This window comes from Myxococcus sp. CA005 (genome assembly GCF_006518205.1).
Taxonomy (GTDB): Bacteria; Myxococcota; Myxococcia; order Myxococcales; family Myxococcaceae; genus Myxococcus; species Myxococcus xanthus.
The window spans coordinates 52284-68084 of record NZ_SRLV01000047.1 but is presented as its reverse complement, the minus strand read 5'-3'; the positions used below and the strand labels follow the sequence as shown (position 1 = coordinate 68084).

Sequence of the window (15801 nt, the reverse complement as noted above, 5' to 3'; positions counted from 1 at the left end):
GGGTGGGGTGGCTCAGCCGCACCGTGGACGTGGGCCCGTAGGCCCCGCCCCGGGCGTCAGGCTCAGACGGAGAGGTGCGCCGCCGCGCGCCCGAGCCCTTCGGCCACGGAGGTGAAGGCATCCGCGGTGCGCACGCGCCCCTCGCCGAAGCGGCGCATGTAGAGCTGGCGCACCGCGGGAATCTGTGACGAGCCACCGGTGAGGAACACCGCGTCGATGTCCTTCGCCTCCGCGTGCTTCTCCAGCAGGCCCGCGGTGCACGCGTCCAGCTCGTCCAGCAGCGGTTGGCTGAAGGTGTCGAACTCCTCGCGGGTGATGGGCTCGTGGAGGGTGATGCGGGCCTCCTCGAAGTCCACCGTGGCCGTGTCTTCCTGGGACAGGCGCACCTTGGCCGCTTCAATGGCGCGGAACAGGCGGTAGCCCAGGTTGTCCATGACGAGGTCGTACAGGGCCTGGATTTCGGCCTTGCGGTCGCTCGTGTTGAGCATGGTCTCCAGCAGCTCCTGGGTCGACCTCTCCCGGATGAAGGACATCTCGTGCCAGGTGAGCAGCTTGGCCATGATGTGCTGGGGAATGGGCAGCCGCTTGTCGCTGAAACCGCGCACCTGGTAGGTGGAGCCGGCGCCGAAGCGGGGCAGCAGCTTGTGGCGCATGATTTCCGCGTCGAAGCGGTCACCACCGATGCGCACGCCCGTGGAGCCCACCACGTCCTGGCGGCGGTCCGGGTTGCCGCGGCGGCTGGGGCCCAGGCGCATCAGGGTGAGGTCGGTGGTGCCGGCGCCGAAGTCCGCCACCAGCACGAGCTCGTCGCGTGTGAGCTGCGCCTCATAGGCGAGCGCCGCGGCGATGGGCTCGATGAGGAACTGGACGTGCTGGAAGCCCGCGAGCTCCGCGGCGCGCAGCAGGCGCTGCTGGGCCAGGGCATCCGCCTCCGGGTCCGGCGTGAAGACGGCGGGCCGGCCGAGCACGACGGCTTCGGGCGCGCCACCCATGGCGCTCGCGGCGGCGTCCCGCACGCGGCGCAGCAGCACGGCCACCAGCTCCTCGATGGTGTAGGTGCGCCCCTTCACCTGGGTGGCGCGGAAGGAGCTGGAGTGAAGGAAGGACTTCACGGACTGGATGAAGCGTCCGGTGTTGTCCTCCAGGTAGCGCTGGATGGCGCCGGCGCCGGCGTAGATGTCCTGCTCGTCGTCCGGGAAGAAGAGGACGGAGCGGAAGAGACGGGCCTCCGAGGTATTGGGTTGCAGGGACAGCACCGTGCCGTCAGGCAGGGCCGCGGCGGTGTTGCTGGTTCCGAAATCGAGTCCGCACGCACGCATGGGGGGCGCCCCTTACCGTTAAACCCCAGCCATGGGTAGCGCTTCGTGCACCAACAAGTGGGAGGAGGGCGGCCGGGAGGGCGGACGCCTGGATCGGATGCGGGTTGGCGCGAGGACGCCGCTCGCCATCTTCCTTCTGGGACGTGCATGGAGACGGGAGGCGTCCAATGAGATTTCGCGCGGGATGGCTGTTGGCGGGCGCCGCGGCGCTGATGCTGGGGACAGCGTGTGAAGAACGCGACCGGGGGACCCAAGGGCAGGCAAGCGGGCAGTCCGCGGTGAACGACCAGGTGCCGCAGGCCCAGCAGGAGGCGCAGCGAAAGCAGAGCGACGCGCTGGCGCAGCAGAACCAGCAGGCTCGTCAGCAGTCCGAGCAGCTTCGCCAGCAGGCACAGCAGCCAGGGGCCGTGGCGCCCGAGCCGCAGGGCGCCCAGGCCCAGCAGGGCTCGGAGCAGCAAATCGTCGGTGAGGTGCTGAGCGCCAATGATGACGAGCTGCTGCTCAGCTCACAGGGCGAGCCGCAGCTGCGCCTGCAGGTGTCACCGCAGACGCAGGTCATGGTGGATGGGCGCCAGGCCAGCGCTGGGGAAATCCAGGAGGGCAGTCAGGTCCGGGCCTCGTACCGGACCGACGAGCAGAGCGGAGAGCCCCAGGCGGTGCGCATCGAGGCGACCTCACAGGTCCAGCCCACGGCGCCGGCCGCGCCGGAGAGTGGCCAGTCCACCCCGGGCTCCCAGCAGCCCACGCAGTAGGCGACAGGGACCGTCCGTCCCTCCCCCACGGTGAAGGGCGGACGCGCCATTCCGGCCTCGGGGTGTGCGAAGCGGCCGCGGTATCGTCGGTCAGACCGCACTCGCGCTTTGCCCAGTTGAGCCGGTGTACGTGTCGTGCTCTAGGCATTCGCATCATGCGCACGGAGAATTGGCTCCCCCTCATCGGTCTGTTGCTGGTCATCCCCTGTCACACCGTGGAGGCCCGGCCCGTCCGCGCGGAAGCTCAGCTCTGGTACACGGTGTCGGCGCAGGGGGGCATCGGGGAACACCTCCTCTATTACCTGGAGGCCCAGCCGCGCTTCGGCAAGGACGACGCCCGCGGCATCCTCCGCTCGGCGGGAGGCGTCCGGTTGGCCCAGGACATGTCGCTGTGGCTGGGGCAGGGCTGGTTTCCATCGTGGCGCTGGGAGGGCGACCCGGCCTTGCGTCAGGGCGAAAGCCGGCTCTTCCAGCAGTTCCTCTACACGCCGAAGTTCGCCCAGGTCCGGGGCACGCTCCGCGCCCGTCTGGAGCAGCGCTTCCTGCCCGGCACGACGGAGGTCTCCCACCGGGGCCGCGTCATGTTGCGCGGTGCGCACCCCGTGGCCGCGGAGGGGCGGCTGTCGTTGATTGTCTGGGATGAGGTCTTCTACCACCTCAGCTCGGTGGCGAATGGCCCCAGCGCCGGCTTCGACATGAACCGCGTGTTCGTTGGCGCGGGCTGGAAGTACGGGGACCACTCCTCCGTGGAGGTGGGCTACCTCAACGTCTTCACGCGCAGGCCCTATGCGGAGACCGAGCAGCTCATCCATACGCTCTCCGTCGCCATGCCCTTCAATTACATGTAACGGAATGCGCGATGAATGATTAGACAGACTGTACGGGCCCTGGGTGCCCGCAGGAGCCGTGAGGCGCGGCGGCTGACAGGGGCTCAGGTCAACATGCGGCGCAAGCGCTTGGGAATCTCTTCCGTGCGCCACCGCTGGACCTCGCGGGCAGTCTCCGCCGCGCGCTTCGTTCGTTCCTCCCGGACCAGGGGGAGCAGGGCCCGCGCGGACTTGCGCTCGCGCGGCGCCGACTCCGCGGCCAGCCGCTCGAACAGCTCCAGGCGCACGTCGGCGTCGTGCAGCTCGCCCAGGCCATCCTGGAGCGGCACGAGCACCTCCAGCAGCGCGTCCAGGGTGCGGCGGATGGCAGGCTGGAAGATCTCCAGCTCGTAGCGCAGCCGCTTCAGCTCCTTGCGCAGCTCATGGGCGGATGCCGCGTCGGCCGCGTCCACGTATGTGTCGATTCCCTTCTGCACGCGCTTGAGGCGTTGGCGCAGCGCGTCCCGGACGCGGCGGCCGGCGAAGCGGTGCCCGTCATCGAGCCCATCCAGCTTGCGCAAGAGCCGGGGCACCGTCCTGTCCATCCAGCGCTCCAGCTCCGCGTGCAAGCGCGTCTCGTGCGTCTCCAGCTCGGACAGTCGCTTCTTGCGCAGGGTCTGGATGCCGGCGCGCACCTGGGGATTCTTGCTCGCCTTCCGGGCCACGCTCTCCAGCCACGCGGACTGGACGTGCACGTCCCGAACGCCCCCCAGCGCGTCCTGGATGCGCTTCACGTCGCGCTCCAGCTTCTTCATGCCGCCCAGGGAGCGGAACACCTTGAGGGCGGCGCGAAGCCGCCGGGTGGCCACGCGCATGTCATGGACGGACGCGTCATCCACGGCGTCCTGGAAGCCGGCCTCCGGTTTGCGAACGTCCGCGAGCCGGCCCGCGAGGATGCGGCGCGCGGCGTCTCCCAGGCGGCTGTCGGGCCCGAGCCCTCGGATGGGCGTGGGTTGAGCCATCTATTCCTCCGTGCGTCCGTGTTGGCGGAGCATCCGCTCGACACCCTCCGGCCCCTCCCAGCCCAGGATGCGCGCGTCCTTGTCCTCGAAGCGCACGGCGGCGAGGAAGAAGTGCTCCAACTCCTCTCGCTCGCGCTGTGGCAGTTGCTGATAGTCCGTCAGGTGTCCGGCGCGGGACGGGGTGATGGGAACGGCGAGGATGCGGTCATTGCGCTCGCGTCCGCCGTCACCGGTGTTCTGCTCCACCTGGAGCACGCCGAGCGCATGGCAGGGCAGCACCACGCCAGGAAAGCTCGCGTCGTCCCAGTACACCATCGCATCCAGCGGGTCCCCATCCGGCCCCTGGGTGGAGGGGATGAAGCCCCAGTCGAAGGGATAGCTCAGGCCCCTGGGAAGCGGCCGTGAGAGGCTGAAGGCCTTGAGCGCCGTGTCGTACTTGAGCTTCAGCGTGGAGCCTCGGGGAGACTCGACGATGACGTGAAAGGCGCCTTGTTTTCCTCGCAGGGGCAACCGGGTGAGGTCCGTCACCATAGACAGCAAAGGTTGCGCCTGCCGTGTGTTCCGGCAACCGTGGCCGGGCGGAATCTTCGCTTCTTCAACCTTCGCCCGTGGCGCGGCCTCAGGAGCTGCAGCTCACCGCCAGGTGCCGGCCCCAGGTGGGAGGCGCCGCCGCGTAGGGCTCCGCGTCGGGGTGTTCGGCGAACGGGTCCGACAGCACGCCGAGCAGCCGGTCCACGAGCGAGAAGTCCCCGGCCTCCGCGCGGGAGATGGCCTCCTGCGCCACCCAGTTGCGCAGCACGTACTTGGGGTTCACCCGCGTCATGCGCGCGTGGCGCTCTGCGTCCACGCTGCCCTCGGCGGCCAGCCGCGCCCGGTAGCGCCCGGCCCAGGCATCGAAGCCCTCGGGGGCGGGGAACATGTCACGTACGGGACGTGTGTCCGCGCCGTCCGCCGAGGCGAAGTGGCCCAGCGCGCGGAAGAAGCGCGTGTAGTCCACGTGGGCTTCGGCCATGCGGGCGAACAGGTCGCTCACCAGCTCGCGGTCCTCGTCGCGCGTCTCCCGCAGGCCCAGCTTCGCGCGCATCCGGTCCATGAAGTGCGCGTTGTAGGCGGGCTGGTAGGTGGCCAGCGCGGCGCGGGCCTCATCCTCCGAGATGAGGGTGAGCAGCGCTTCGCCCAGACACGCGAGGTTCCACAGTCCGATGCGCGGCTGCTGGTCGAATGCGTAGCGGCCCCGGTCGTCGGAGTGATTGCAGATGAAGCCCGGCTCGAAGTCGTCCAGGAAGCCGAAGGGCCCGTAGTCCAGCGTGAGGCCCAGGATGGACATGTTGTCCGTGTTCATCACCCCGTGCGCGAAGCCCACCGCCTGCCACTGCGCAATCAGCCGCGCCGTGCGCTCCACCACCTCCGTGTAGAAGCGCGCGTAGCGGCCTTCCTGGCCCGCGAGTTGGGGGAAGTGCTCGGTGATGACGTGGTCGGCCAGCGTGGCCACGTGCTCGGTCTGCTCGGTGTAGTGGAAGAACTCGAAGGTGCCGAAGCGCACGTGCGAGGGCGCCATGCGCACCAGCATGGCGCCCGTCTCCACCGCCTCGCGGTACACCGGGGCCTGGCTGCCGAGGATGCCCAGGCCCCGCGTGGTGGGGATGCCCAGGCCGTGCATGGCCTCGCCGCACAGGTATTCGCGGATGGTGGAGCGCAGCACCGCGCGTCCGTCACCCCCGCGCGAGAAGGGCGTGGGCCCGCCGCCCTTGAGGTGCAGGTCCCACTTCGCCCCGGCGGCGTCGCGGACCTCGCCCAGCAGCAGGGCGCGGCCGTCGCCCAGCCGGGGCACGTACACGCCGAACTGGTGCCCCGCGTACACCATGGCGAAGGGCTCCATCCCCGGCAGGGGCTTCGCGCCCCCCATCGCCGCAACGAACTCCGGTCGCTGCGCCTCCTCGGGCGTCAGGTCCAGGAGCTTCAAGGCGGCAGGGTTGACGCTCACCAGCTTCGCGTCTGGAAAGGGACTGGGGTGGACGCGCGCGCCGAACCCGGCGGGCAGGCGGGCATAGGTGTTGTCGAAGCGGAGTTGTTCGAGCGTGGCCATGACGGAGGAGAACACATGGAAGCGCGGCGGCCATCCAGCCACCGCGCTTCCGGGAAGCTGTGTGGGACTACTTGAGCTGGGGGACCTTCATGCCGCGCTCCACGGCGGGCCGGCTGCCCACGCGGTGGAGCCACTGCACGACGTTGCTGTTCCCCCGGAACAGCTCGGGGAAGCTCGCGCGGGCGCCGGCCACCCAGGGATACAGCGCGATGTCCGCGATGGAGTAGCGGCCCGCGACGTAATCCCCGGAGCCCAGCTTCCCGTCGAGCACGCCGACGAGCCGCCGGGACTCGGCGTGATAACGCTCGATGCCGTAGGGGACCTTCTTGGGGGCGAAGCGGGCGAAGTGGTAGAGCTGGCCGAACATGGGCCCCACGCCGCCCATCTGGAACATCAGCCACTCCATCACTTCCGCCCGGCCGCGCTGGTTGGAGGGCAGCAGCTGGCCCGTCTTCTCCGCCAGGTAGATGAGGATGGCGCCGGACTCGAAGACCTTGAGCGGACGGTGGTCCTGCGTCGCGTGGTCGACGATGGCCGGAATCTTGTTGTTGGGGTTGATGTCCAGGAACTCGGGCTTGAACTGCTCGCCCTTGGTGATGTCCACCACATGCGTCTTGTACTGGAGGCCCAGCTCCTCCAGGGCGATGGATACCTTCTGTCCGTTGGGCGTCGCGAACGTGTAGAGGTCGATCATCCCTTGACTCCCGTGAGCTGCTCGCTCACCTGCCAGAGCCGCTCCGCGAGCGCGTCGTTCCGCGCGGCGGAGGACGGCTTCTTCGGACGGCATTTGTAGAAGTACTGCCCGGACACTGCCTCCACTTCGGGCGAGGACGCCAGATACACGGACGTCCGCGCTCCCTTCTCCGCCGAAATCATGAACGCCGCGCCCAGCTTGACGAGGTGGCGGAAGAAGCCCTGGGTGTTGTGACCGAAGCCCGTGCGCACCACGCCGGGGTGCAGGGCGTTGGTCGTCACCTGCGTACCCTCCAGCCGCTTCGCCAGCGCGCGGGTGAACAGGATGTTGGCCAGCTTCGACGTGCCGTACACGCGGAAGCCGATGAAGCCGCGCTCGCTCTGCAGGTCATCGAAGTCGAGCTTGCCCGCGGCGTGGGCATCGGACGAGACGTTGATGATGCGGGCCGGGCCGGTGGCCTTCATCACGTCCAGCAGCAGGTTCGTCAGGAGGAAGGGCGCGAAGTGGTTGGTGGCCATGGTGGCCTCCAGCCCGTCCTCCGTCACCTGCCGCCGGTCGATGATGAGCCCCGCGTTGTTGAGCAGCACGTCCAGGCGCGGGTAGCGGGAGCGGAAGGTCTGCGCCAGCTCCCGCACGGACTTCAGGGAGGCGAGGTCGGCGCGGAGCCAGTCCACCTGGGCGCTGGGGGCGGCCTCCTTCACGGCGGCCACGGCCGCCTCGGTGCGGCCCGCGTCCCGGCCCACCAGCACCACCGTGGCGCCCATGCGCGCGAGCGCCTTGGCGGCCTCCAGGCCGATGCCGCCGGTGGCCCCGGTGATGAGGCACACCTTCCCATCCATGCGCGTCTGTGAAGTCAAAAAGGCGTCCTCCGTCGCGAAAGGACGCCTTCTATACGCTGGAGTCCGCCCGCGCGCTTGCTCTTGAGCAGGCGCGCGGGGGCCTTCCGGTGGTCAACGCTCCGTTCAGGCGTTGGAGGGGCTGGTGGTGGTGTCCTGGGGCCGGACGTCCCCTCCGCGGCGCGCCCCCGCGCGGGGCTCGCCGTGCAGGTGGCTCTCCAGGAACCACAGGTCCAGTTCGACCTCGCCCAGCGTCTGGGTGAGCAGGTCGGAGGTGACGGGGTCGTTCAGCTCGTCGGAGCGGTGGATGCCGTTGCGGATGCTGGCCCCGTAGCGGGCGAAGCGGTCCACCAGGGCCTTGAGGTGGTCGTCACCGTCCACGGCCTTCAGGTCGTATTCGGGCAGCTCGCTGTTCTTGGCCGCCAGCCGGATGGTGCCCTCGGCGTAGCCGCCCAGCGTGCCCGCGCGCTCGGCGAACTCGTCGGCCTGCTTGCGGACGTGCTTGGCCAGGTCGTCGAACAGCTCGTGGCGGCTGTAGAAGTGCCGGCCGCGGATGTTCCAGTGCGCTTGTTTGATTTGCCAATGCAGGTCGATGGCGTCGGCCAGCAGGGTATTGAGCGAATCGATGAGCTCCTCACGTGCATCGGTGGGGAGATTCACATGGCTTGGAAAGTTCATGGTGCGCGGTTCCTCCAGAAGGTCATTCCAAGGTGGGGATTCCTGCCGGGAATGCCAGCCCGTGCGTGGCACCTGGGGGGCAGGCGGGCGGGCTCACGGTCGGTATGATGGGCGGACCATGCTTGCTCTCGACCTCGTGGAACGGCTGCGCCAGGTATCTCCCAGCGCGGCGAATGCGCTGCTGACGGTGGCGGTGAAGAACATCATCCCGCTGTCCTCGGTGATGGGCGTCCGGGTGGAGGACGCATCGGATGCTCGGGCCCAGGTGTCCGTGCCGCTGAAGCGGCGCACGCGCAACCACGTGGGCAGCGTGTACCTGGGCGTGCAGGTGACGGTGATGGAACTGACCATGGGCGTGTGGCTCTTCCGCCGCTTCCCGCCGGGCCGTTACCTGGCGCTCGTGAATGAGTTGCAGGTGTCCTTCCACGCGAAGGCCAAGGGCGGCGTGCGCGCCATCTGTGAGCCGCCTCCCGAGGTGTTCAACACCCTGGACGCCGCGCTCCGGCAGAAGGGGGACAAGGCCCGTGAGTGGATTCCCGTTCGGCTGGAGGACTTCGAGGGGACGCACATCGCGGATGCCCGCTTCCTGGCGGTGCTGAAGAAGGCCTGAGGCGGCTTAGGGTTGCCCCCTTGCGCTGGGGCCAGGCGGCGGCACTGAAGTTCGGGACCGCCAGCGTTGCGGGGAGGTGAAGGCGAGTAGCTGGCAGGCAGGAGTCAGCTCCGGGCACCCGTCAAAAGGGGCTGCTTCACTGTGGCGACGCGTCGAGGCAAGCTGTCCGCCGTGTCGCGGCGCGCTCAACTGATTTTCATGCTCCTGGTGTCGGGGCTCCTGCACGTCGCGCTCTTCGTGGCGCTGTCAGGCAGCGAGCCCAACGACCGCCAGCGCCGCGTGGAACCACGTGCCGTCGAGATGGAGGTCGTCTACCAGGACGTGACGCCTCCTCCCGAGCCGCCAGCGCCGGAGCCCCGCCAGCCGCCTCCTGACGAAGCGCCCCCGCGCCCGCCTTCGAAGAAGGAGGACCCGCCTCGGCACGCGGAGCGTCCGCGCCCCACCACGACGGAGGCCCCCGACGCATCCGAGGAACCTCCGCCCGAGGTCGCCCCAACTGGCTCCGGCGAGCCGCCGCCAGCCCTGGCGCAAGACGTCCCTCGCGACGTTCCTCAGCCACAGCAGCGTCCCAACCTGGAGTCACAGGGCCTTCTGGGGGGCGGCATGCTGCGCGGCGGCCCCCCTTCGACGGGACGGACGCTCCGCCCTGGCGAAGGCCCAGACTCGAAGGCGCTGGCGGCCCGGCAGGCCGAGGAAGCCCGGGTGCGTGTGGACGGCTGGGCCCAGGACGCCGCCGCCACGGCACGCGCGTCGAGCGGCGCCACGCATCCCTACTTCGCGAAGTTGCGGGAAGGCTTCGCGAAGCAGTTGGTGAACCCGCCACCTCCAGACCTGAAGGTGTTGGGCTCACGAATGAAGCGCGAGCAGGTGGATGCCATTGCGCGCTTCGGAAAGACAGGCACTCCCATCGCCGCCGAGCCCCGGGACCACCGGTTGGAGCAGCGCAATCGCATGCAAGCGGCTGTCGAGGCTGGACGCGCGGCCAACATGTACATGGTGGACGTCACCACGCCGGTGCTCGCGCTCGCGGCCATCGTCGAGGTCTGGCAGGCGCGCGACGGGAAGCTGCTCGACCTCAAGGTGCTCGAAGGCTCCGGCGACCCGAAATTCGACTCCTGGGCCGTGTCCCAGCTCCGGGATGCGCTCGCCAGCGCGGAGGCGCCGAAGCCCGGAGGCGGCCTGGGCATCCGTGATGACGGCATGCGCAGCCGATGGCGGCTGGAGGAATACCTTGGGAATCCGCGCGTGCAGATTCACCTGATGGGCGTCTACTGACCCTGCCGGCCGCGGAGGTCTTCGAGGTCGTCACGACCCCGTGATGCCGGGGCGCTCGTCCTCCAGCATGAAGTCGACGATGCTCTTCCACGTCGACTCGAACTGGGGCCTGCGAAAACCAGAGCCGGAGATGAGCCAGTCCACGTGCGGCGGTTGGTGCGCGGGCTGGTCGAAGTGGCCAATCGCATCCAGGTGGTCCGCACGCACCGCGGCCAGTACCCGGCCATACACCTGCGAGCGTGTGGGGACGATGCCGTCACACGCCGTGGGCCCGGGCATCGCGCCATAGGCCTGCACCAGCGCCGCCGTCTGCGCGGGCGTGTGCAGCGGCAGCGCCGTGAGCGGCATCCGCTGCGTCTGCCCGTACATCAGCGCGTAGATGGTGTGCGTGAGCTGTGCGTAGGGGTCCAGCCCCGCCGCCATGCGCGTGCGCAGCGATGGCGGCCGCGCCTGCGTCACCACCGAGCCATACCGCACGCCGGGCCGGTCCAGCGTGCTGGCGTTGAACAGGTCGATGCCCTCCGGCGTGAGCTGTGGAATCAGCGAGGTGTCGTTGCCCACGTCGCTGAGGAACTTCGACACCGCGTCACGGCGCTCCGAGGAGAAGTCCCCCAGGAGCTGATCATAGAGCTGGTCCAGCAGCGTGGGCTTCCACCCGAGCTGGTCATCCGCCCGCGCCAGCAGGTGGCCGAAGCGGAACACCACGCGCAGCGGCAGCCTGCCGAAGCGCAGCACGTAGACGGTGAAGAGCGACAGCAGCTTGAGGATGCGCTGTCCGAAAAGGCCCATGAAGAACGTGGCCAGCGGCGTGCCTGCGTGCGGGGTGGACACGGACGTCACGGTGCGCACGCGCCTGGCGAAGGGCTCCAGGTCCACGCCCTCCGCCACCTGCGCGCCGGGGCTGACGAACAGGCGCGAGTCCAGCCCGCCCGTCGAGTGGCCGATGAGGTGGATGGGGCCGTCGTCTCCGGACGCCGTCTCCTGCACGGCCTTCAGCAGGTCCGCGGTGCGCGTGCGGATGGAGGCCGTGGGGTGGGAGAGGACGATGATGACCTCCGCCTCCACCTGCCTGCGGGCCAGCTCGTCCTTCAGATAGTCCAGGGCGTGGCCGAAGTAGATGAGCTCGCCCAGGTTGATGAAGCCGAAGAAACCGGGGACGAGGTAGACGCGATGCTTGCCTGGCATTGCCTCCAGCATATCTGACGCGGCGCATGATACCCGTGGGGAATGCATCCTCCGCTCGGGGGTTGACGCGCGCCGGCCGTCAAGTCCAGAACCGGCAACCCCCACTCCCAGTCATGACAGAAGGACGCCCGCACGTGGATCGCAGACTGCTCGCACTCGGCCTGCTCCTGTCCCTCCCCGCCTCGGCGGACGAGGGAATGTGGACCTATGACGCCTTTCCCTCCGACACGGTGAACAAGGCCTACGGCTTCACGCCCACGCAGGCGTGGCTGGACCACGTCCGGCTCGGCTCGGTGCGACTGGCCGGCGGCTGCTCCGCCAGCTTCGTGTCGCCAGAGGGCCTGGTGATGACCAATCACCACTGCATCCGCGGCTGCATCGAGGACCTGTCCTCGCCGAAGAAGGACCTGCTGGCCAAGGGCTTCTACGCGTCGAGCGCCGCGCAGGAGCTGCGCTGTCCGAAGGTGGAGGCCAACCAGTTGGTGGAGATGACGGACGTCACCGCGAAGATGAACGCGGCGACGAAGGGCCTCACCGGCGCGGCCTTCAACACCGCGTTGAAGAAGGAGACGGCCGCGGTGGAGGCCGCCTGCGCCACGTCCGGAGACGTGCGCTGTGACGTGGTGACGCTCTTCAACGGCGGCAAGTATCACCTGTACAAGTACCGTCGCTTCCAGGACGTGCGGCTCGTCTTCGCGCCCGAGTTCTCCATGGCCGCCTTTGGCGGTGACCCGGACAACTTCAACTTCCCGCGCTTCGGCTTCGACGCGGCCTTCCTGCGTGTGTGGCAGGACAATGCGCCCGCGAAGAGCCCGCACTTCCTGCCGTGGGCGAAGCAGGGCGCGAAGGAGGGTGACCTCGTCTTCGTCTCCGGCCACCCGGGTGGCACCGAGCGCAAGGCGACCGTCGCCGAGCTGGAGTTCCAGCGCGATGTCAACCTGCCGTACACGTTGCTCCAGCTCGCCGAGCTGCGCGGCATGTTGCGCGAGTACGCCGGGGGTTCGGCGGAGCGCTACCGCACCACGCGCTCCATGCTTCGCGGCGTGGAGAACGGCCTGAAGGCGCTGCGCGGGCGGCACCAGTCGCTGGCGGACCCGGCGCTGCTGGCCGGCAAGCGTCAGGACGAGGCGGCGCTGCGCCAGAAGGTGGACGCCAACGCGCAGGTGAAGGCCGCCACCGACGGCGCGTGGGATGAAATCACCCAGGCGTTGGATGCGTACCGCCGCATGCTGCCCGACTACCGCATGAAGGAGGCCGGGGACGCCTATCCCTCCGAACTCTTCCGCATGGCCCGGCACCTGGTGCGCGTGGCCGAGGAGAAGGAGCGGCCCAACGCGGAGCGGCTGCGCGAGTACACCCAGTCCCAGCTCCCCACGCTGGAGCAGCAGCTCCTGCGCGACGCGCCGGTGACGCCCGAGCTGGACCAGGCGCTGCTGACCTTCGGCCTCACCCGCGTGCGCGAGACGCTGGGCGCGGATGACCCCTTTGTCCAGCAGGTGCTCGGACGCGAGGCGCCCGCCGACCTGGCGCGCACCCTGGTGCGTGGCACGAAGCTGCGGGACGTGAAGGTGCGCGCCGCGCTGCTCAAGGGCGGCAAGGCGGCGGTGGAGGCCTCCAAGGACCCGATGATTCTCTTCGCGCGCAAGGTGGACGCGGAGGCCCGCGCCGCGCGCAAGCGCTACGAGGACACCGTGGAGGCGGTGCTCAAGCGCAATGGCGAGCGCATCGCCAAGGCGCACCTCGCGGTGTACGGCACCTCCGGTTATCCGGACGCCACCTTCACCCTCCGCCTCAACCCGGGGCAGGTGAAGGGCTGGGATGAGAATGGCCGCCCCGTGGCCGCGCTCACCACCTTTGGCGGCGCGTATGAGCGGCACACCGGCAAGGAGCCGTACAAGCTCCCGGACACCTGGCTGAAGGCGCGCGGCAAGGTGCCGCCCCAGACGCCGTTCGACGTGGCCACCACCAACGACATCATCGGCGGCAACTCCGGCTCGCCCCTGGTGGACCGCGATGGGCGCGTGGTGGGGCTCATCTTCGATGGGAACCTGCACTCGCTGGGGGGCCGCTATGCCTACGTCCCTGAGACGAACCGTGCGGTCGCCGTGCACGGAGAGGGCATCCTGGCGGGCCTGGAGCACGTCTACGGGGCCAGGCGCGTGGTAGACGAACTGCGCAAGGCCAGCGACGCCGCGGTCGTGCCCGCGAAGTAGTCGCGGTTCTCAAGACCTGAGAGGTCTTGTGGATTGGATTTGGGCTTTCTGAACGCCTTGGCCGCAGTGGCCAAGGCATGTCAGAGGGAGCAGGATAGAATCCGGTTCAAAGCTGAAAACCGGTTACTCATGGCTCCCTCCAAACCCAATGACATTCCCCTCGGCACGGTGCTGAGGGAGACCTATGAGATTGCAGGCGTCCTCGGCCGAGGTGGCATGGGGACCGTCTTCCTGGCCAACCACCTGCGGCTGCGCGGACGGCAGGTGGCCATCAAGGTGCTGCGCCACGACGCGGGCATGGGGGCCGAGGCCTTCGTGCGCTTCCGGCGCGAGGCGGAGATTGCCTCGAAGCTGGGGCACCCCAACATCGTCGAGGTGCTCGACTTCGACAGCCTCGAGGATGGCTCGCCCTACATGGTGATGGAGTGCCTGCGCGGCATGCCGCTGTCGCGCAGGCTGCGCAAGGGCCCAATGACGCTGGAGGAGGTGTTCTCCTGCGCGCGGCAGATGGGCTCGGCGCTCCAGGCCGCGCACCGCGCGGGCATCGTCCACCGCGACCTCAAGCCGGGCAACGTGTTCCTCGTGCCCACCGAGGTGGGCGGCGTGATGATGGAGCACGTGAAGTTGCTCGACTTCGGCATCTCCAAGGTCATCGACTCGCAGAGCGTGCACACACAGGGCGGCATCCTCCTGGGCACGCCGCAGTACATGGCGCCCGAGCAGGCCACCGGGAAGAACGGCGAGGTGGACCCGCGCACGGACATCTTCGCCTTCGGGTGCCTCGTCTACGAGATGCTGGCGCGCCGGCTTCCGTTCCGGGACAACGGCAACCTTCCGGAGCTCATCTACCGCATCGTCTATGATCCGCCGGAGCCCCTGGAGGCGCTGGTGCCGGACCTGCCGGACCACGTCATCGCGGCGGTGGAGAAGTCGCTGGAGAAGCGCCCGGAGGACCGCTTCCCGGACGTGGCCAGCTTCATCTTCGCGCTGACGGGACGCGCGCTCCAGACGATGGGCGAGGTGCCGATGCTCACGCCGCTGAGCACGCCGAGGCTCGCGGTGGAGCTGGCTCCGGAGTCGAAGCCGGAGACGGTGCCCGGCAGGCGCTCGGGACGCGGCACGGAGGACGAAGACGTCGACGTGAATCCTCCGGACGCGAACCCGCCCTTCCGGGAGTCGGAGACGGTCAGCCTGGCCGCGCCGGCGCCCGCGGTGGCCCCATCCCACGACGCCGCGACCATCGCCGAGGCGATGCCCTTGCCGGAGATGGAGGCGCCCCCGCCTCGGCCCGTCGTCGCGCCCGCGGACGTCGTGCCCGCGCCCATCGCCCGTTCGCCCGTGGGGAGGCCGCCCTCCGCGGCGCCTCCAGGGCCGAGCGCCCGGAAACCGACGCCTCGGGACGGGGCTGTGGCTGGGGCCCAGGTGCCAGACGAAGGCGTGTCGGCGTCTCGGGGGCCCGAGAAACCCCTCGCGCCTGCTCCGTTGCCGCGCGGCGCTGACGCTGCTCCACCCGTACGTCCGCCAGCAGGGGGCGCGCAGGCCGGTGCCGCGTCACCGAAGGTGGTCCCCGCGCCCATCGCGCGGGCGCCCGTGGCAGGCGGCCCCTCCGCGCCGGTCGCTGCCCGGAATGGGCCGCCCTCGCCAGGCGAGGGCGCGGTGGGGTCGACCGTGTTGCTGCGCTCGAAGGCGGGCGTGGCCCAGTCCGCCTCGCCAGGCGTGCTCGCAGCGCAGCCGAAGCGGAAGCTGACTCCGCTCACGGTGGCGATGATGGTGGCGCTCGTCGCCGCCGTGGCCTTCGCCGTGTGGCCACGGCCGGATCCACGCGTGGAGGCGTCCGGAAAGCACGCCGTGCCCGCTGCTGGCGCGGAGTAGCGTCCTCCTTACGTGGATGCGTCAGGCGCGATGACCGAGAGTGCCTCGAGTTCGAGGCCGTGCTCGGGCTGAATCCAGAACGTGCCTCGCCCCTCGGGCGACCAGCCGAGCCCCCTGGCCAGCAGGATAGCCTCGCGGGCGTCACGTGGCAGGGCAGCCGAGTCGTCCGTCATGCCGTTGCCTTTCCCTTCGAGATTCACCGCCAGCGTGGGACCGACCTTCCGGTCCTCCTCCGTCTGGAACCAGGCGCGAATGCGGACGACCCGGACGCCGGACACGTAGCGCCAGTCCCCGGCCCACGCGTACGCCATGCCGTCGACCACCAGCTTCCGGTGCTTCTTCTTCACGGTACTGAACCCTCCAGCGCTCTTCGAATATCAGCCTGACAGGACCGTGGGGCCGTGCCCTGTCAGGACTCGGACCGAACCCGACCTGCTGAGTTCGAGGCCCGAC

The 15801-nt window shown here is 69.4% G+C and carries 15 protein-coding genes; 6 read left to right on the top strand and 9 right to left on the bottom strand.

The window, feature by feature from the left end; translation table 11 throughout:
• Nucleotides 1-62: 62 nt before the first annotated feature.
• The gene (locus FMQ63_RS21325; protein WP_011550979.1) at nucleotides 63-1319 is read right to left on the bottom strand and encodes an Hsp70 family protein; all 1257 of its coding nucleotides are present in this window, start codon (nucleotides 1317-1319) and stop codon (nucleotides 63-65) included.
• 167 nt (nucleotides 1320-1486) lie between these two features.
• Between FMQ63_RS21325 and FMQ63_RS21320 the strand changes: the two genes are divergently transcribed.
• Together FMQ63_RS21320 and FMQ63_RS21315 are read left to right on the top strand one after the other, a co-directional pair.
• Nucleotides 1487-2071, top strand: a complete 585-nt coding sequence (locus FMQ63_RS21320; protein ID WP_225909745.1) for a hypothetical protein — start codon at nucleotides 1487-1489, stop codon at nucleotides 2069-2071.
• 155 nt (nucleotides 2072-2226) lie between these two features.
• A complete protein-coding gene (locus tag FMQ63_RS21315) occupies nucleotides 2227-2919 on the top strand; it encodes a DUF2490 domain-containing protein (RefSeq protein WP_011550981.1) in 693 nt (230 codons plus the stop codon).
• Nucleotides 2920-3002: 83 nt separating this feature from the next.
• Here the strand turns inward: FMQ63_RS21315 and FMQ63_RS21310 are convergent, their stop codons facing one another.
• The 6 genes from FMQ63_RS21310 to dps all read right to left on the bottom strand — a co-directional run bounded on the left by FMQ63_RS21310 (nucleotide 3003) and on the right by dps (nucleotide 8193).
• Complete coding sequence (locus FMQ63_RS21310; protein ID WP_011550982.1) at nucleotides 3003-3899, bottom strand: CHAD domain-containing protein; 897 nt, start codon at nucleotides 3897-3899, stop codon at nucleotides 3003-3005.
• Nucleotides 3900-4430 carry an inorganic diphosphatase gene (locus FMQ63_RS21305; RefSeq protein ID WP_011550983.1) on the bottom strand — a complete coding sequence of 177 codons (531 nt, stop codon included), beginning with the start codon at nucleotides 4428-4430 and terminating at the stop codon, nucleotides 3900-3902.
• Between the two features lie 88 nt (nucleotides 4431-4518).
• The gene (locus FMQ63_RS21300) at nucleotides 4519-5985 is read right to left on the bottom strand and encodes a YdiU family protein (protein ID WP_011550984.1); all 1467 of its coding nucleotides are present in this window, start codon (nucleotides 5983-5985) and stop codon (nucleotides 4519-4521) included.
• A 67-nt stretch (nucleotides 5986-6052) separates the two neighbouring features.
• Nucleotides 6053-6679, bottom strand: coding sequence for a glutathione S-transferase N-terminal domain-containing protein (locus FMQ63_RS21295; protein ID WP_011550985.1), 627 nt, complete (start codon nucleotides 6677-6679; stop codon nucleotides 6053-6055).
• Nucleotides 6676-7518: an SDR family oxidoreductase gene (locus tag FMQ63_RS21290; protein ID WP_011550986.1), complete on the bottom strand. Its 843-nt coding sequence runs from the start codon at nucleotides 7516-7518 to the stop codon at nucleotides 6676-6678. The genes FMQ63_RS21295 and FMQ63_RS21290 overlap by 4 nt, the downstream gene beginning before the upstream one ends.
• A gap of 123 nt (nucleotides 7519-7641) precedes the next feature.
• The gene (gene dps, locus FMQ63_RS21285; protein ID WP_011550987.1) at nucleotides 7642-8193 is read right to left on the bottom strand and encodes a DNA starvation/stationary phase protection protein Dps; all 552 of its coding nucleotides are present in this window, start codon (nucleotides 8191-8193) and stop codon (nucleotides 7642-7644) included.
• 118 nt (nucleotides 8194-8311) lie between these two features.
• Here dps and FMQ63_RS21280 point away from each other — a divergent pair, with 118 nt between their 5' ends.
• Nucleotides 8312-8803 (top strand): DUF4442 domain-containing protein, encoded by a 492-nt coding sequence (locus FMQ63_RS21280; protein WP_216609116.1) that lies wholly within the window; start codon nucleotides 8312-8314, stop codon nucleotides 8801-8803.
• 141 nt (nucleotides 8804-8944) lie between these two features.
• Complete coding sequence (locus FMQ63_RS21275) at nucleotides 8945-10078, top strand: ferrichrome ABC transporter substrate-binding protein (protein ID WP_011550989.1); 1134 nt, start codon at nucleotides 8945-8947, stop codon at nucleotides 10076-10078.
• Nucleotides 10079-10108: 30 nt separating this feature from the next.
• Here the strand turns inward: FMQ63_RS21275 and FMQ63_RS21270 are convergent, their stop codons facing one another.
• Nucleotides 10109-11263, bottom strand: a complete 1155-nt coding sequence (locus FMQ63_RS21270; RefSeq protein WP_026113875.1) for a triacylglycerol lipase — start codon at nucleotides 11261-11263, stop codon at nucleotides 10109-10111.
• A gap of 134 nt (nucleotides 11264-11397) precedes the next feature.
• Here FMQ63_RS21270 and FMQ63_RS21265 point away from each other — a divergent pair, with 134 nt between their 5' ends.
• Together FMQ63_RS21265 and FMQ63_RS21260 are read left to right on the top strand one after the other, a co-directional pair.
• Nucleotides 11398-13476, top strand: a complete 2079-nt coding sequence (locus tag FMQ63_RS21265) for a S46 family peptidase (protein WP_011550991.1) — start codon at nucleotides 11398-11400, stop codon at nucleotides 13474-13476.
• Between the two features lie 129 nt (nucleotides 13477-13605).
• Complete coding sequence (locus FMQ63_RS21260; protein WP_011550992.1) at nucleotides 13606-15348, top strand: serine/threonine-protein kinase; 1743 nt, start codon at nucleotides 13606-13608, stop codon at nucleotides 15346-15348.
• An 8-nt stretch (nucleotides 15349-15356) separates the two neighbouring features.
• Here the strand turns inward: FMQ63_RS21260 and FMQ63_RS21255 are convergent, their stop codons facing one another.
• Nucleotides 15357-15695, bottom strand: coding sequence for a hypothetical protein (locus tag FMQ63_RS21255; RefSeq protein ID WP_011550993.1), 339 nt, complete (start codon nucleotides 15693-15695; stop codon nucleotides 15357-15359).
• Nucleotides 15696-15801: the final 106 nt, after the last annotated feature.

Excerpts from the sequence above, each read along its gene's own strand:
- FMQ63_RS21325 (WP_011550979.1), bottom strand. The coding sequence starts at position 1,319 with ATGCGTGCGTGCGGACTCGATTTCGGAACCAGCAACACCGCCGCGGCC.
- FMQ63_RS21320 (WP_225909745.1), top strand. The coding sequence starts at position 1,487 with ATGAGATTTCGCGCGGGATGGCTGTTGGCGGGCGCCGCGGCGCTGATG.
- FMQ63_RS21315 (WP_011550981.1), top strand. The coding sequence starts at position 2,227 with ATGCGCACGGAGAATTGGCTCCCCCTCATCGGTCTGTTGCTGGTCATC.
- FMQ63_RS21310 (WP_011550982.1), bottom strand. The coding sequence starts at position 3,899 with ATGGCTCAACCCACGCCCATCCGAGGGCTCGGGCCCGACAGCCGCCTG.
- FMQ63_RS21305 (WP_011550983.1), bottom strand. The coding sequence starts at position 4,430 with ATGGTGACGGACCTCACCCGGTTGCCCCTGCGAGGAAAACAAGGCGCC.
- FMQ63_RS21300 (WP_011550984.1), bottom strand. The coding sequence starts at position 5,985 with ATGGCCACGCTCGAACAACTCCGCTTCGACAACACCTATGCCCGCCTG.
- FMQ63_RS21295 (WP_011550985.1), bottom strand. The coding sequence starts at position 6,679 with ATGATCGACCTCTACACGTTCGCGACGCCCAACGGACAGAAGGTATCC.
- FMQ63_RS21290 (WP_011550986.1), bottom strand. The coding sequence starts at position 7,518 with ATGGATGGGAAGGTGTGCCTCATCACCGGGGCCACCGGCGGCATCGGC.
- dps (WP_011550987.1), bottom strand. The coding sequence starts at position 8,193 with ATGAACTTTCCAAGCCATGTGAATCTCCCCACCGATGCACGTGAGGAG.
- FMQ63_RS21280 (WP_216609116.1), top strand. The coding sequence starts at position 8,312 with ATGCTTGCTCTCGACCTCGTGGAACGGCTGCGCCAGGTATCTCCCAGC.
- FMQ63_RS21270 (WP_026113875.1), bottom strand. The coding sequence starts at position 11,263 with ATGCCAGGCAAGCATCGCGTCTACCTCGTCCCCGGTTTCTTCGGCTTC.
- FMQ63_RS21260 (WP_011550992.1), top strand. The coding sequence starts at position 13,606 with ATGGCTCCCTCCAAACCCAATGACATTCCCCTCGGCACGGTGCTGAGG.